9 protein-coding genes are annotated in these 15,127 nt (G+C 75.4%); 6 read left to right on the top strand and 3 right to left on the bottom strand.

Going from position 1 to position 15,127, the window contains the following annotated elements:
• Nucleotides 1–102 precede the first annotated feature (102 nt).
• Nucleotides 103–1,227, top strand: coding sequence for a GuaB3 family IMP dehydrogenase-related protein (locus tag QQY24_RS12330; RefSeq protein ID WP_301972758.1), 1,125 nt, complete (start codon nt 103–105; stop codon nt 1,225–1,227).
• A 58-nt stretch (nt 1,228–1,285) separates the two neighbouring features.
• On the opposite strand, the gene QQY24_RS12325 is transcribed toward QQY24_RS12330, so the two are convergent.
• Nucleotides 1,286–1,675, bottom strand: a complete 390-nt coding sequence (locus tag QQY24_RS12325; RefSeq protein ID WP_301972757.1) for a hypothetical protein — start codon at nt 1,673–1,675, stop codon at nt 1,286–1,288.
• A gap of 334 nt (nt 1,676–2,009) precedes the next feature.
• Nucleotides 2,010–3,218: a nucleotide sugar dehydrogenase gene (locus tag QQY24_RS12320; protein ID WP_301972756.1), complete on the bottom strand. Its 1,209-nt coding sequence runs from the start codon at nt 3,216–3,218 to the stop codon at nt 2,010–2,012.
• A gap of 284 nt (nt 3,219–3,502) precedes the next feature.
• On the opposite strand from QQY24_RS12320, the gene QQY24_RS12315 reads away from it, so the two are divergent.
• A complete protein-coding gene (locus QQY24_RS12315; protein ID WP_301972755.1) occupies nt 3,503–5,209 on the top strand; it encodes a glycerol-3-phosphate dehydrogenase/oxidase in 1,707 nt (568 codons plus the stop codon).
• Between the two features lie 131 nt (nt 5,210–5,340).
• On the opposite strand, the gene QQY24_RS12310 is transcribed toward QQY24_RS12315, so the two are convergent.
• Nucleotides 5,341–6,384: a serine hydrolase gene (locus tag QQY24_RS12310; RefSeq protein ID WP_301972754.1), complete on the bottom strand. Its 1,044-nt coding sequence runs from the start codon at nt 6,382–6,384 to the stop codon at nt 5,341–5,343.
• 170 nt (nt 6,385–6,554) lie between these two features.
• On the opposite strand from QQY24_RS12310, the gene QQY24_RS12305 reads away from it, so the two are divergent.
• The 4 genes from QQY24_RS12305 (at nt 6,555) to QQY24_RS12290 (ending at nt 14,943) form a co-directional block, all read left to right on the top strand.
• A complete protein-coding gene (locus QQY24_RS12305; RefSeq protein WP_301972753.1) occupies nt 6,555–8,618 on the top strand; it encodes a serine/threonine-protein kinase in 2,064 nt (687 codons plus the stop codon).
• A 164-nt stretch (nt 8,619–8,782) separates the two neighbouring features.
• Nucleotides 8,783–11,176 (top strand): protein kinase, encoded by a 2,394-nt coding sequence (locus tag QQY24_RS12300; protein ID WP_301972751.1) that lies wholly within the window; start codon nt 8,783–8,785, stop codon nt 11,174–11,176.
• 221 nt (nt 11,177–11,397) lie between these two features.
• Nucleotides 11,398–13,140, top strand: coding sequence for a serine/threonine-protein kinase (locus QQY24_RS12295; protein WP_301972749.1), 1,743 nt, complete (start codon nt 11,398–11,400; stop codon nt 13,138–13,140).
• A 93-nt stretch (nt 13,141–13,233) separates the two neighbouring features.
• Nucleotides 13,234–14,943, top strand: coding sequence for a serine/threonine-protein kinase (locus QQY24_RS12290; protein ID WP_301972748.1), 1,710 nt, complete (start codon nt 13,234–13,236; stop codon nt 14,941–14,943).
• Nucleotides 14,944–15,127: the final 184 nt, after the last annotated feature.

Raw genomic sequence — 15,127 nt, 5'->3', positions numbered from 1 at the left:
GTGAGGCTCGTCCAGGGCGGCCCCGGAACTGCGGTGGCCGCCCTCGCCGCACCCGTCGGCGATACTGGAAGACGCTGAGACGCATCAGGGAAAGGCCAAGACGTGACTGAGATCGAGATCGGGCGCGGCAAGCGCGGCCGCAGGGCGTACGCCTTCGACGACATCGCCGTCGTCCCCAGCCGCCGTACGCGGGACCCGAAGGAGGTCTCGATCACCTGGCAGATCGACGCCTACCGCTTCGAGCTGCCGTTCCTGGCCGCCCCCATGGACTCGGTCGTCTCCCCGGCCACCGCGATCCGCATCGGTGAGCTGGGCGGCCTCGGCGTACTCAACCTCGAAGGCCTGTGGACCCGGCACGAGGACCCGCAGCCGCTGCTGGACGAGATCGCCGAGCTGCCCGCCGAGCGGGCGACCCGCCGCCTGCAGGAGATCTACGCGGCGCCCGTCAAGGAGGAGCTGATCGGCGCCCGCATCAAGGAGGTGCGCGACTCCGGCGTCGTCACGGCGGCCGCGCTCTCCCCGCAGCGCACCGCCCAGTTCTCCAAGGCGGTCGTGGACGCGGGCGTGGACATCTTCGTCATCCGGGGCACGACCGTCTCGGCGGAGCACGTGTCGTCCTCGCACGAGCCGCTGAACCTGAAGCAGTTCATCTACGAGCTCGACGTCCCGGTGATCGTCGGCGGCTGCGCCACCTACACCGCGGCACTGCACCTCATGCGCACCGGCGCCGCCGGTGTCCTGGTCGGCTTCGGCGGCGGCGCCGCGCACACCACGCGCAACGTCCTCGGCATCCAGGTGCCGATGGCCACCGCGGTCGCCGACGTGGCCGCCGCCCGCCGCGACTACATGGACGAGTCCGGCGGCCGGTACGTGCACGTGATCGCGGACGGCGGGGTCGGCTGGTCCGGCGACCTCCCCAAGGCGATCGCCTGCGGCGCCGACGCCGTGATGATGGGCTCCCCGCTGGCCCGGGGCACGGACGCGCCGGGCCAGGGCCACCACTGGGGCATGGAGGCGGTCAACGAGGAGCTGCCCCGCGGCGAGAAGGTCGCCCTGGGCACGGTCGGCACCATCGAGGAGATCCTCACCGGCCCGTCCCACAAGCCCGACGGCTCGATGAACTTCTTCGGCGCCCTGCGCCGTGCCATGGCCACGACCGGCTACAGCGAGCTGAAGGAGTTCCAGCGCGTCGAGGTCACGGTGGCGGACAGCCAGCACCGGCGCTGACCCGTACGGCGCGAAGGGCCCGGCCACCGGCGGGCCCTTCCCGCGTCCGGGGCGCGGTCTACGCGGCGGCCCTCTTGGCGCCCGAGAACGCGGCGAACGCGGCGATGGCGAAGAACACGGAGGTGAGCGGGTCGGCGTCGGCCCTCCAGACCTTCTGCACGAGGTCGAAGTGGTGGAAGAACAGCTCGCCGAAGCCCACGCCGGGGTCCTTCGCCCCGATCACGGCCTCACCGGCCAGCTGGCCGAGGTAGACCGAGCCGAGCGCGAGGACGGCACCGGCGATCGCCACGCCCGGGTTGCGGCCGCCGGCCCGGCCCGCCGCGACACCGATGACGTAGCCGACACCGACGGCCGCCCAGCCGATCTCGTGCTTGGTGAGGCCGGTGACGAGGCCGTAGAGGGCGGCGGCGACCAGGGCGGCGGCGAGGGCCACGAGCAGGCCGAGCACGAGGTTGTCCCGGACCGGCGCGGGCGGGGCCGACGGTGGCGCGAAGGCCCCCGGCCGCGGTGCCCCCGGCTGCGGCGGGTACGGCGTCCCGGGCGCCGCGGGTGCTCCGGCGGCCGGCCGGCGTACGGATTGCCGTCGACCGGGCCGGGCTGCGGCGCGGTGCCGGGCGCGGGCTGCGGCGGTGGTGCTGACTGGCCCATGACAGGTATCCCCCGTGCTGTGACACAACTGGATGACGAACGGAAGACGTACGCGCAGGTGTGCGCGACGAGACCGGGGGAGACTAACGGCCGGGGACGACAGCGCCCCGGCCGTTTTCCGTTCGTGACCGCCCCTAGAGGCGGTGGGCCGCCCCGGTGGGGGTCGCCCCCCGCGTGTCCAGCAGCAGCTGGGCCTTCACCGACAGGCCCTGCAGGTCGTACGTGCGGTGCTGCTGGAGCAGGATCGTCAGGTCCGCGTCGGCGGCGGCCTCGTAGAGGGAGTCGGCGCGGGGGACCGGACGCTCCAGGACGCTCCAGGAGGCCACGAGCGGGTCGTGGTAGCTGACGGCCGCGCCCAGCTCCATCAGCCGGGTCGCGATCTCCCGGGCGGGCGTGCCCTGCAGGTCGGCGAGGTCCGCCTTGTAGGTGACCCCGAGCAGCAGCACGCGCGCGCCGCGGGCGGACTTGCCGTGCTCGTTGAGGAGCGCCGCGGCGCGCTGGACGACGTACCGGGGCATGCGGTGGTTGACCTGCTGGGCCAGCTCCACCATGCGCAGGCCGCGGCTCGCGTGCCCGGTCAGGTCCTGCGGGACGCCGTGCCCGCCGACGCCGGGGCCCGGCCGGAACGCCTGGAAGCCGAACGGCTTGGTCTCCGCGCAGCGGATGACGTCCCACAGGTCGACACCCAGCTCGTGGCAGAGGACGGCCATCTCGTTGACGAGCGCGATGTTGACGTGCCGGAAGTTGGTCTCCAGCAGCTGCACCGTCTCCGCCTCGCGCAGTCCCCGCGCGCGCACCACCTTGTCCGTGAGCCGCCCGAAGAAGGCGGCGGCCGACTCGGTGCAGGCGGGGGTGAGGCCGCCGATGACCTTGGGCGTGCCGGCGGGGGTGTGGTCGCGGCTGCCGGGGTCCGTCCGGCTGGGCGAGTAGGCGAGGTGGAAGTCACGGCCGGCGCGCAGCCCCGAGCCCTTCTCCAGCAGGGGACGCAGGAACTCCTCGGTGGTCCCGGGGAGCACGGGCGACTCCAGGATGACCGTGGTGTGCGGGCGCAGCCCCTCGGCCAGCGTGCGCGCGGCGGCCTCCACCTGGCCGAGGTCGAGCGCGCCGTCGGCGCCGCGCGGGGTGGGCGCGCAGATCACCGCCGTGCGCACCCGGCCGAGCTGGGCCGGGTCGCTGACCGGACGGAAGCCGCCGGCGCGCATCCGGCGCAGTTCGGCCGGGCTCAGCGAGCCCGCCTCGGGACCGGTGGCGTACCCGATGGTCGGGATGCCGGCGGTGACGGCGGCCTGGGCGAGCGGCAGGCCGTGGGGACCGAGTCCGATGACGGCGAGGTCTGCGGGCATGGCGTGGGCCGTCCTTCCCAGTAGCCGGAGCGGAACAGGTGCGCAACCGCTGCGGACAGGACGAGCGAGCGCACTGTCACACTAGGAGTAAATATGACCGTTATGCGGGATTGTGTTCGTGTGTCTTCCCGGTGGTTGCGGGCGAGTTGCCGCGGGCCGGGAGCGCGGGGCGGCCGCGGCCGGACGAGGCGGTGGGAATCCGGGCATGAGCAGGGGTGGACCGGGCTTCGCCCCACCGCGGGTGCGGCCGACGCGAGCGAGACGTGCGACAGCGGGAGGCAGCGGTGAGGACAGCGACTCTGGGCCCGGCGCAACGCGCCGAGGCACTGGCGGCGATGGCGGAGCGCGAACTGGACGTCCTGGTGGTCGGCGGCGGAGTGGTCGGGGCCGGCACCGCGCTGGACGCGGTCACCCGCGGCCTGTCCACCGGCCTCGTCGAGGCCCGCGACTGGGCGTCGGGCACCTCCAGCAGGTCCAGCAAACTCATCCACGGCGGCCTGCGCTACCTGGAGATGCTGGACTTCGCCCTGGTCCGCGAGGCCCTCAAGGAGCGCGGTCTCCTCCTGGAGCGGCTGGCCCCGCACCTGGTCAAACCGGTGCCGTTCCTCTACCCCCTCCGGCACAAGGGCTGGGAGCGGTTCTACGCCGGTTCGGGCGTCGCGCTCTACGACGCCATGTCCACGGCCCGCGGACACGGCCGGGGCCTGCCCCTGCACCGCCACCTGACCCGGCGTCACGCGCTGCGCGTGGCGCCCTGCTTGAAGAAGGACGCGCTGGTCGGCGCCCTGCAGTACTACGACGCCCAGATGGACGACGCCCGCTTCGTGGCGACCCTGGTGCGCACGGCGGTGTCGTACGGCGCGCAGGCGGCCAACCGTGCGCGCGTGACCGGGTTCCTGCGCGAGGGCGAGCGGGTCGTCGGCGCCCGGGTCCTGGACGTGGAGGGCGGCGGCCGGTACGAGATCCGGGCCCGGCAGGTCGTCAACGCCACCGGTGTGTGGACCGACGACACACAGGCCATGGTGGGCGAGCGCGGCCAGTTCCACGTCCGCGCATCCAAGGGCGTCCACCTGGTCGTCCCCAAGGACCGCATCCACTCCACCACCGGCCTGATCCTGCGCACCGAGAAGTCCGTCCTGTTCGTCATCCCCTGGGGCCGGCACTGGATAGTCGGCACCACCGACACCGGCTGGGACCTCGACAAGGCCCACCCGGCCGCGTCCAGCGCCGACATCGACTACCTGCTGGAACACGTCAACTCGGTGCTCGCCGTGCCGCTCGGCCGCGATGACGTGGAGGGCGTGTACGCGGGACTGCGCCCGCTGCTGGCCGGTGAGTCCGACGCCACCAGCAAGCTCTCGCGCGAACACACCGTGGCGCATCCGGCGCCGGGTCTGGTGGTCGTGGCGGGCGGCAAGTACACGACGTACCGGGTGATGGCGAAGGACGCCGTCGACGAGGCGGTGCACGGCCTCGACGCGCGCGTGGCCGACTGCGTCACCGAGGACGTCCCGCTGCTCGGCGCCGAGGGCTACCAGGCGCTGTGGAACGCCCGGGCGCGGATCGCCGCCCGCACCGGACTGCACGTGGTCCGGATCGAGCACCTGCTGAACCGGTACGGCTCCATGGCCGAGGAGGTCCTGGACCTCATCGCCGCCGACCCCGCCCTGGGCGAGCCGCTGCGGGCCGCCGACGACTACCTGCGCGCCGAGGTCGTGTACGCCGCCTCGCACGAGGGCGCCCGGCACCTGGACGACGTCCTGACCCGCCGCACCCGCATCTCCATCGAGACCTTCGACCGGGGCACCCGCAGCGCCCGCGAGGCCGCCGAGCTGATGGCACCGGTCCTCGGCTGGGACGCGGACCGGACCGAACGGGAGGTCACGCACTACGAGAAGCGGGTCGAGGCCGAGCGCGAGTCGCAGCTCCAGCCCGACGACCTGACGGCGGACGCGGCACGGCTGGGGGCACCGGACATCGTGCCGCTGTGACGGGCCGGCCGCCGGCCGTGCCGGACCGGTGTCCGCCTCCGGGCCCGCGCCCCGGGCGGATCCGGCACGGGCCGCCGACATCACCCGGACGAGTGGCCCCGGCCGGGATCTCCGGGCGGGGCCCGGCCGTTCTATCCGGTGCGGGGGCAGAACGCGGCGGCGAGCAGGGCCCGCTCCAGCCGGGGATCCGCGAACGCGTCCGTGTTCACGCGGAAGGTGAGGACGCGCCGGCCGTCGGCGGTGGCTGCACTGCGCACGTAGCTTCCGGGTATCCGACCGTTGTGCCCCCACACCGTCACACCGCACGGAAGCCTCACCGGGAAGATCCCCATGCCGTACGCCCCGTGCGCGGCACGGGTGCCGAGCATCTCGCGCAGCCGGCGCGGGGGCAGCAGCCGGCCGCCCAGCAGGGCCGCGTAGAAGCGGTTCAGGTCGGCCAGCGTGGTCACCAGCTCGCCCGCGGCCCCGGCCACCCGCGGGTCGAGCGCGGTGACGTCGGTGCCGTCGGCCGAGTAGGCGTGGCCGTGCGGCGAGGGCAGGGACCTGCGGGATCCGGGGAAGGAGGTGCCCGTCAGACCCAGCGGAGCGATGATCCGGCGCCGGGCCTCGACGGCGTACGGGTGGCCGGTGACCTGCCGGACGACCATGCCGAGCACGACGTAGTTGGTGTTGGAGTAGGAATAGCGGCCCGGGCGGCCCGGGGGGAGGGCGATAGCGGTGTGGACGGCCTGAAGGGGCGTCAGGGCCACGGCGCCGTGCGTGGTCCGGGTGAAGTCGGCGAGTCCGCTGGTGTGGGTGAGCAGGGCGCGCAGGGTGGTGCGCCGTCCGTCGGTGCCGCCTTCGCGCAGCAGGCCGGGCAGGTGCCGCTCCACGGTGTCGGACAGGGAGAGCCGGTGCTCCGCGGCCAGTTGCAGCACCACCGTCGCCAGGAAGGTCTTGGTGATGCTGCCGGCGCGGAAGTGGTCGGAGGCGGTGATGCCCCGGCCGGCGGCCGTGTAGCGGGAGCCGTCCGCGTCCTGGTCCAGCAGGGCGGCGGCCGGGGCCCCGCCCTCGGTCACCAGCAGCCGGAGCACCGCCCGCGTGGCGCCGGCCGTGGTGGCGCCACCGGAGGCGCTGGGCGCGAACAGCAGGACCAGGAGCACCGGTATGGACAGCAGTGTCCGAAGCGTCGGCATCCGGGTCCCCTCCTCGTCGGGCCCCCATCATTCCGGCAGGCGGTCCGGCCGCTCCGGCGGTCCGCCGGAATGCGGGGCCCGGTCCGCGCCCGGGGACACCCTGGGCGTGGACCACTTGTCGGGTGAGGGACAATGGAGGCTCTGTCAGGGCGGGTTGCATGAGGGGACGCATGTCGGAGGCGGAGCGGGCGGGAACATCTCGTCAGGAGACTCGTCAGGACAAGAGCGAGCGTCGTCTCCTCGCCGGGCGGTACCGGCTGGGAGACGTGCTGGGCCGCGGTGGCATGGGCACGGTGTGGCGGGCCGAGGACGAGACCCTGGGCCGGACGGTCGCCGTCAAGGAGCTGCGGTTCCCGTCGAACATCGACGAGGAGGAGAAGCGGCGCCTGATCACGCGCACCCTGCGCGAGGCCAAGGCGATCGCCCGGATCCGCAACAACAGCGCGGTGACGGTCTTCGACGTGGTCGACGAGGACGACCGGCCGTGGATCGTCATGGAGCTGGTCGAGGGCAAGTCGCTGGCCGAGGTCATCCGCGAGGACGGCGTGCTGGAGCCCAGGCGGGCCGCCGAGGTCGGGCTCGCCGTCCTGGACGTGCTGCGCTCCGCGCACCGCCAGGGCATCCTGCACCGGGACGTCAAACCGTCCAACGTGCTCATCGCCGAGGACGGCCGGGTCGTACTCACCGACTTCGGCATCGCGCAGGTCGAGGGCGACCCGTCCATCACCTCCACCGGCATGCTCGTCGGCGCCCCCTCCTACATCTCCCCGGAGCGCGCCCGCGGGCACAAGCCGGGCCCGGCCGCCGACCTGTGGTCGCTGGGCGGCCTGCTGTACGCGGCGGTCGAGGGCATGCCGCCCTACGACAAGGGCTCGGCGATCGCCACCCTGACCGCGGTGATGACCGAGCCCCTGGAGGAGCCCAGGAACGCCGGTCCGCTCAAGGACGTCATCTACGGCCTGCTCACCAAGGACCCGGCCCAGCGGCTGGACGACGCCGGCGCCCGGGCCATGCTCAACGCCGTCATCCACGCGCCCGAGCCGCAGGCCATGGACGCCACGCGCGTGGTGCCACTGCCGGAGCAGTCCGGCGGGTCCGAGGACAAGCGGGGCGAGGAGCCGGGGGAGAAGCTGCGCGGGGCGCTGCGCTCGGTCCGCAAGGCGGCCGGGGCGGCCGGCGCGGCCGCCGCCGCGCGGTCCGGGAGCGGCGGCACGGCGGCGCCGGGCACCGGTGGCGTGGCGGGCACGCCCGGCGGGGCCGCGGGCACGACCTCCGGCACGGCTTCCGGCGGGGCGCGGGTTCCGGGACAGGCCGGCTCCGGTGCGGCGGGCTCCGCCGCACCGGCGGGCCGGCCGGCCACGGGCACCGCGTCCGTGCCCCACTCCGGTGCGGGCAAGCCGGGCTCGGGATGGCCCGTGGTGCCGCCGCCGGACATGGACCTGCCGACGCGACCGGTGCCGAGGGCACCGCTCACCGACGTGGTGCCCAGGCGCACGCTCGTGATCATCGCGGTCGTGGTCGTCCTCGCCGTGATCGGCACCGTGCTGGTCCTCACCCTCGGCGGCGACGACCAGGACGGCAAGGGCGGCGCGGCCGGCACCACGGCGAGCGCCGGCGCCTCCGCCCGGCACGACGGGGGCTCCGGCAGCGCGCGGAGCACGCCCAGCGACGCGCGGCCGGACGGGGACACCTCGGCCTCCGCCACCGCCACCGCCGGTGCGGGCCGGGACGACGCGCCGAGCGCGAGCGCCTCCGGCAAGGACGGCTCCGGGTCGTCGGGCCCGTCCGGCGGCGGGAGCGCGCCGGTGGTGTCGACGCACAGGGGCGGCCAGGGGTACTCGATCGGGCTGCCCGAGGGCTGGAAGTACCAGTCCACCGGAGCCGCCGGGGACCGTTACACCGGACCGGACGGGCAGAAGCTGCTCATCGCCTGGACCGGCACGCCCAAGGGCGACCCGGTGGCGGACTGGAAGAACCAGGAGCGCTACATGGTGCGCTCCCAGTACAAGAGGATCGGCATCGAAGAGGTGGACTACCGCGGCTGGAAGGCCGCCGACTGGGAGTTCACCTACGTGGACGGCGGCACCAGGTACCACACCGTCGACCGGGGTTTCGTCGTCAACGCCCACCAGGGCTACGCGCTGATGTACACCGCGAAGGACGCGAACTGGCACAGCGGCCTGCGCAAGGACACCTGGTACACGCTGGCGAAGGCCTTCGAGCCCAAGTCGTGACCTGAACGAGCCCGGGTTGGGAGCTTGAGAATCCGTCATCCGCTCATTGCGCTTGCCTCCGGCACGTATCGTGAAGGGTCGAGGACCGTACGCAGCCGGGTGTGTGCGCGGAACGGGCCGTGAGGCGAACGGGACCGAGCGGCCGGGCGGCCGGGGGAGGCAACGTGGACGACTACGCGGGCCGGGTGCTCGCCGACCGCTACCGCCTGCCGCTGCCCCCCTCCGACGAGTACGAACTGACCGAGACCCCGGCCTTCGACACCTACAGCGGGCAGGAAGTCCTGGTTCGCCAGGTGCTGTTGCCCGAGGTCGTCGAGGCCGAGGTGCTCGACGCGGAGGGCCTGCCCGAGGGGTTCACCGCCCGCGCGCACGGGGCGCGCCGCGGCCCGGCGGCCCGCGCCGCCACCCGCCGGCCCTCGGACCCGGCGGTGCGGCGCGCGGTCGAGGCCGTGCAGGCGGTGGCCGGCATCCCCGACCATCCGCGCCTGGACCAGGTCTTCGACGTGTTCGCCGAGGGCGGTTCGCTGTGGATCGTCAGCGAACTGGTGCCCGCGCGCCCGCTGGCCTCGCTGCTGGCCGAGGAGCCGCTGAGCCCGTACCGGGCGGCCGAGGTCGCCTCCGACGTCCTCATGGCCCTGCGGGTGCTGCACGCCCACGGCTGGGTCCACCGCAACATCACCGCCCGCACGGTCCTCGTCTGCGACGACGGCCGCGTGCTGCTGACCGGCCTCGCCGTCGGCGCGGCGGAGGAGGCGCTGTGCGGGTACGACCCGGTGCCCGCGCAGGACGCGGAGGCGGACGGTGCGGGACCGGTGCTCCCCGCGGGCGGGAGCGCCGGCGGCCCCGGTGCCGGGGTGCCCGGCGCCGGTGGCGGGCCCGGTGCGCTGCCGGGACCCGTCCCCGGACCGGTCCCGGCCGCCGGGGGTCCGGGGGACCGGGGGCTCCCGCCCTCCGCCGACGCCGATCCCGAGGCCGCGCGCCGCGCCGCGATCCAGGCGCGGGCGGCCGGCGGGCTGCCGGTGCCGGGCGCGGGCGGGGCGGCCGGCGGAGCGGTCGGCACCGGACCGGCGGGCCGGTGCGCGCCGGAGACCGGGGAGGACATCCGGGCCGCCCGCGCCGGGGCGATCGCCGCCTACCGCGCGGGAGCCCGGGCCGCGGCCCGGGTGCAGGAGACCCAGCAGAACGGCCCTGCCGAGCTGCCCGCGGGCCGCCCGGCCGCCGGGGCGGTCCCCGCCCTCCCCGCCGGTGCCGCGGGAGGGCCCGGAGCCGGACGCTGGGACGAGCCGGGTGCCGGTGGGAGCGTGCGCCGGGGGCCGGGTACCGCGCTCGCGGCCGAGCGGGCGCGCCAGGTGCGGATGACCGTGGTGGGGCCGGTGACCGAGCGCTGGGCGCCCGAGCAGGCCGTGCCCGTGCACGAGAACTGGCAGCTGGCGGCACCGGTCGGGCCCGCCACCGACCTGTGGGCCCTCGGGGCGCTGCTCTTCCGGGCCGTGCAGGGACACGCGCCCTACCCCGAGGAGTCCACGGCCGAGCTGGTGCAGCTGGTGTGCGCGGAGCCGCCCGCCTTCGCCGAGGAGTGCGGTCCGCTGCGCCCGGTCGTGGAGTCGCTGCTGCGTCAGGACCCCACCGACCGGCTGGACTTCGAGGACCTGGGGGGCTGGCTGCGCTCCCTGGTGCGTTCCGCGCCCGAACCGGACGCCGGCAGCCACGTCGTCCCCGTGCCGCCCGACCCCAGGCGGCTGCCGATCGTCCGGCGCCGCGGCGAGCTGGTGCGGCGGTGGCGCCGCAACGGCGCGCCGGCGGCCCCCGCCCGGCACAAGCGGGCCCGGCAGGAGGCTCCGGCGGCCCGTTCCCCGCGCAGTCTCGGCCGGACCCTGGTGCTGCTGGTCCTGCTCCTGCTGGCGGGCGCGGTCGCGTACGCGATGGTGTTCATGCCCAAGGACGGGCCGGGTGGCGCGGCGGCCGACGGGCACACGGGAGACTCCGGCCGGGCGGGTTCCGCGCCCTCCGGCGCGCAGCCGTCCGCCGGGCAGGACGCGCCCGACGGCGACCCACCGGAGTCCGCGCCCGCCGCGGAGACCCAGACCGGGGGGGACCCCTCCGTCGCCGACGGGTTCACCCTGCGCACCGACCCGGACGGCTTCCGCGTCGCCGTCGCCAAGGGCTGGCAGCGCACGCCCAGGAACGGCAGCGCCCAGGTGGTGTACGCGCACGAGGACTTCGAGCTGATCGTCGTACCGGGCAGGGACAGCGCCTCCGCCAACGGCGGCGACCCGATGGCCTACCAGCGGGACAAGGAGCGCGAACTCCAGCCGTACCGGGACTCCAGCTGGGCCACGGCCACCGGTCTGCGCACCATCGAGGTGGGCGGACGGACCATGGCCGAGGGCCAGTTCACCTGGACCGACGACCAGGGGCGCGACCTGTACGTGCGCAACATGGCGATCCTGCTCGACGGCCGCTACCACATCGTCCAGGTCCGCGGTCCGGAGGCCGAACGCGACGAGGTGACACGCCTGTACGAGCAGGCGACGGCGACGTACCGCTACACCGGCTGAGAAACCGGTGCCCCCGCCGGGGCACCGTGTTCCGGCCCGGGGCCCGGCACCGCGACTGAGCGCCCGTCACTTCTGTTGAGCGCGACGGCACCCGGTTCCCGTCCGCGCGCGGAAGCGACAACCGTCACAGTGCGGTTTCCGTGCCACCCCGCAGGTTCCCTGCGGGCAGGCCGGTCCTTAGTCTGACCCTGTCAAGACCATTGCGGGGCAACGTGAATCAAATGCAGGGCCTGCTCGTAGCGGGCCGCTACCGGCTCGCCGATTCCATCGGCAGCGGCGGCATGGGCCGGGTGTGGCGCGCCCACGACGAGGTGCTGCACCGGGCGGTCGCCGTCAAGGAGCTGACCGCCGCGCTCTACGTCTCCGACAGCGACCGGGCGATCCTGCTCGCGCGCACCCGGGCCGAGGCGCGCGCCGCCGCGCGCATCAACCACTCCGCCGTCGTCACCGTGCACGACGTCCTCGAACACGACGGCCGTCCGTGGATCGTGATGGAGCTGGTCGAGGGCAACTCGCTGGCCGACGCGGTCAAGGAGCGCGGCCGCATCGAGCCCCGGGAGGCCGCGCGGATCGGCCTGTGGGTGCTGCGGGCACTGCGCGCCGCGCACTCCGCCGGCGTACTGCACCGGGACGTCAAGCCCGGCAACGTGCTCCTCGGCCGGGACGGCCGGGTCCTGCTCACCGACTTCGGCATCGCCCAGATCGACGGCGACACCACCATCACCCGCACCGGGGAGGTCGTCGGCTCGGTCGACTACCTCGCGCCCGAACGGGTGCGCGGCCACGACCCAGGCTCGTCCTCGGACCTGTGGGCGCTGGGCGCCACCCTGTACACGGCGGTCGAGGGCCGTTCGCCGTTCCGCCGCACCTCTCCGCTGAGCACCATGCAGGCGGTCGTCGAGGAGGAGGCGGAGGACCCCCGGTACGCCGGTCCGCTCGCGCCCGTCATCACCGCACTGCTGCGCAAGGAACCCGACCGGCGGCCGGGGCCGGAAGAGGCCGAGCAGATGCTCGCCGAGGCGGCGGAGGGCCGTCGGCCGCACGCGGCCCGGGCGTTCGTCCCGACCCAGGGCTCGGGCCTGGGCACCGCCGGGCCGTACGGCCCGGCGGGCGCGCCGGGGTACGGCTCCGGGGTGGGCGCGCCGGCGTACGGCCCGGGCGCCACCGCTCCCGGCCACGGCGCCGCCGCCCCCGCGTACGGCTCCGGAACGGCGGCCTCCGGCTACGGCTCCGCCGTCCCGGGCCATCCGGTCACCGGGCCGACGGCCGTGGCGCCCGCCGCCGCGGGCACGGCGCGCCCGGCGGCCCGGCACCGGCTGCGCACGGTCGCGCTCGTCGTCGCCGCCGCGGCCCTGTTCGGCGGGGCGGTGGCGAGCGGCTACCAGCACTGGGACGACCGGGGACGGACCGAGGTGACGGACGGGACCACGCCCACGCCGGTGCCCCCGACCCCGAGCGGCTCGGGCACCGCCGGCTCCGAGGGCGCCGTCCCCGACACCTGGGTGCGGCACGTCGACCCGCTGGGCTTCGGCATCTCCCTGCCCAGGGGCTGGAAGCGCAAGGTCTACGACATCCAGGGCGACCTCAAGCAGGTCGACTACACGCCCGACGGCGGCAAGCACTTCGTGCGCGTCTCCATCGACACCTCACCGGACTTCGCCGACGCCTACCAGCACCAGCGGGACCTGGAGCAGCAGCTCAGCCGGCTGGTCGGCTACCAGCGCGTCACCATGGAGGAGAACACCTACCGCGACCGCAAGGGCTCGCTGTGGGAGTACACCTGGACCGCCCTGAAGAAGGACCCCCCCTACGTGCCCGGGCCGCGGCACGCCGTCGAGGAGACGTACTACTCGCGGGAGGGCACCGAGTACGCCCTCTACATGTCCTCGCCCTCGGTGGACTGGCCGACGACGAGCAGGCAGTTCACCCGGGTGCTGCAGGGCTGGCAGCCGGACGCCGGCTGATCCGGCCGGACGCCACCCGACCGGGTGGCGTCCGGCCGGGTTGGCCGGTCGGCGCTCCGGAGGCGGTGCGTCCGGTGCGGCATGATGGGCCCCATGGGGACCGAGGGGGACGATTGCCGCGTGATCGCGGGCCGTTACCGCCTGGAGGCCCGGATCGGGCGCGGCGGCATGGGCGTCGTGTGGCGGGCGAGCGACGAGGTGCTGGGCCGCCGGGTCGCGGTCAAGGAACTCGCCCCGGACGACTCCCTGCCGGACGACGACGCCCGGCGCCGGCGCGACCACACCTTCCGTGAGGCCCGCGCGGTGGCGCAGTTGCGGCACCCGCACATCATCGTCGTGCACGACGTCCTGGAGCACGGCGAACGCCCCTACATCGTCATGGAGTTGATCGACGGCGGCTCGCTGGCCGACCGGATCGACAGACGGGGCCCGGTGGACCCGGTCGAGGCCGCCCGCATCGGCGCCGACCTGTTGAGCGCGCTGCGCACCGCGCACGGGTCCGGGGTGCTGCACCGGGACATCAAACCGGCGAACGTCCTGGTCGAGTCCGGCACCGACCGGGTGGTGCTCACCGACTTCGGCATCGCGCAGGTCGCCGGTGCCACCACGCTCACCGAGACCGGTTCCTTCGTCGGCTCGCCCGAGTACACCGCCCCGGAGCGGATGTCCGGCGTCCGTACCGGCCCGGAGTCCGACCTGTGGTCGCTGGGCGCGCTGCTGTGCACGGCGCTCAGCGGCGAGTCGCCGTTCCGGCGCGACTCGCTCGGCGGCACCCTGCACGCCGTCGTGGCCGCCGAGATCCGGCCACCCGCGCAGGCCGAGCCGCTGCTGCCCGTCGTGCGGGGGCTGCTGGAGCGCGATCCGGACCGGCGGCTGGGCGCGGCGGACGCCGAGTGGATGCTGCGGACGTTCCTGGAGACCGGCCGGACCCCGCCGGCGCCGGACGGACCGGCCGCCCCGGGCGCCCCCGGCCCGGGACGCGGGGCCGGGCCGGGGGCGATCGGGATGCGCGCCCCCGCTCCCCCCGCCGCACCCCACCCGCCGTTCGGGCGCGACGCGCCCCGCGGGCCCCGCGCCCCGTCCGGGTCCCCGGCCCGGCAACCGCCGTCCGTGGACCGGTCCCTGCGCGGAGCGCTCATCGGCGCGCTGCTCGTCGCCGCGGTGGCCGGTGCGGGCGTGTCGGCGGTGGCCCTGCTGCTGAACCAGGACGGCGGCGGGGACGGCACCCCGGGCGGCCCGCCGTCCGGCACGGCGACGGGGGCACGCACCACCGCCTCGCCGTCCGCGACGGCCACCCCCGCGCCCAGCGCCACGGGTGCGCCGACGGGCGGCCCGGCCACGGCCGTCTCCCGCACCGCGCCATCCGGTTACCGCACCGCCCGGGACCCGGCCGGCTTCTCCCTGGCCGTACCGGAGGACTTCGCCCGCGAGTGGCAGGACGAGCGCGTCCTCTACCTCTCCCCGACGCGGACCTTCCGCCTCGGCATCAAGGTCACCGAACCCCGGCCGGGCGGTCCGGTGGCCGTGCTGGAGCGGGCCGCGGCCGACGGCCCCGGGAACAACCCCGGCTACCACGACGGCCGGGTCACCCGCACCACGCACGCCGCGCACCCCGCGGCGTTCTGGGAGTTCACCTGGAACGGCTTCAGCGCCGCGGAGGGCCCCCGGCACACCTACGACCTGTGCTGGGAGGAGGGCGGGCGCATGTACGACGTGTGGGTGTCGGCACCGGTCGGCACGGTGCGCGAGGCCCGGGAGCACTTCGACGTGGCGGTCGACACCTTCTCGGCCGACGCCCGTTGACCGCTGCCCGCCCACGGCGTCGCGACCGGCCAGTCCTCCCGCGAGGCCGACGCGGACGGCGCGGACGGCGCGGCGCGGACGGCGCCCGGGTGGTGCCGGGACCCGGCTCCCGGTCGACGGCACGACAGGCCGTGCGCTGCGACCACCGGCCCCGCACCCGCCGCCCACGCGTCCGCGGGGGCAC

Origin of the sequence: Streptomyces sp. TG1A-8 (genome assembly GCF_030499535.1) — a bacterium.
Lineage (GTDB): Bacteria > Actinomycetota > Actinomycetes > Streptomycetales > Streptomycetaceae > Streptomyces.
The sequence above is the reverse complement of the archived record's forward strand: the minus strand, read 5'-3'. Positions and strand labels throughout refer to the sequence as shown.

Excerpts from the sequence above, each read along its gene's own strand:
- QQY24_RS12305 (WP_301972753.1), top strand. The coding sequence starts at position 6,555 with ATGTCGGAGGCGGAGCGGGCGGGAACATCTCGTCAGGAGACTCGTCAG.
- QQY24_RS12295 (WP_301972749.1), top strand. The coding sequence starts at position 11,398 with ATGCAGGGCCTGCTCGTAGCGGGCCGCTACCGGCTCGCCGATTCCATC.
- QQY24_RS12310 (WP_301972754.1), bottom strand. The coding sequence starts at position 6,384 with ATGCCGACGCTTCGGACACTGCTGTCCATACCGGTGCTCCTGGTCCTG.
- QQY24_RS12320 (WP_301972756.1), bottom strand. The coding sequence starts at position 3,218 with ATGCCCGCAGACCTCGCCGTCATCGGACTCGGTCCCCACGGCCTGCCG.
- QQY24_RS12290 (WP_301972748.1), top strand. The coding sequence starts at position 13,234 with ATGGGGACCGAGGGGGACGATTGCCGCGTGATCGCGGGCCGTTACCGC.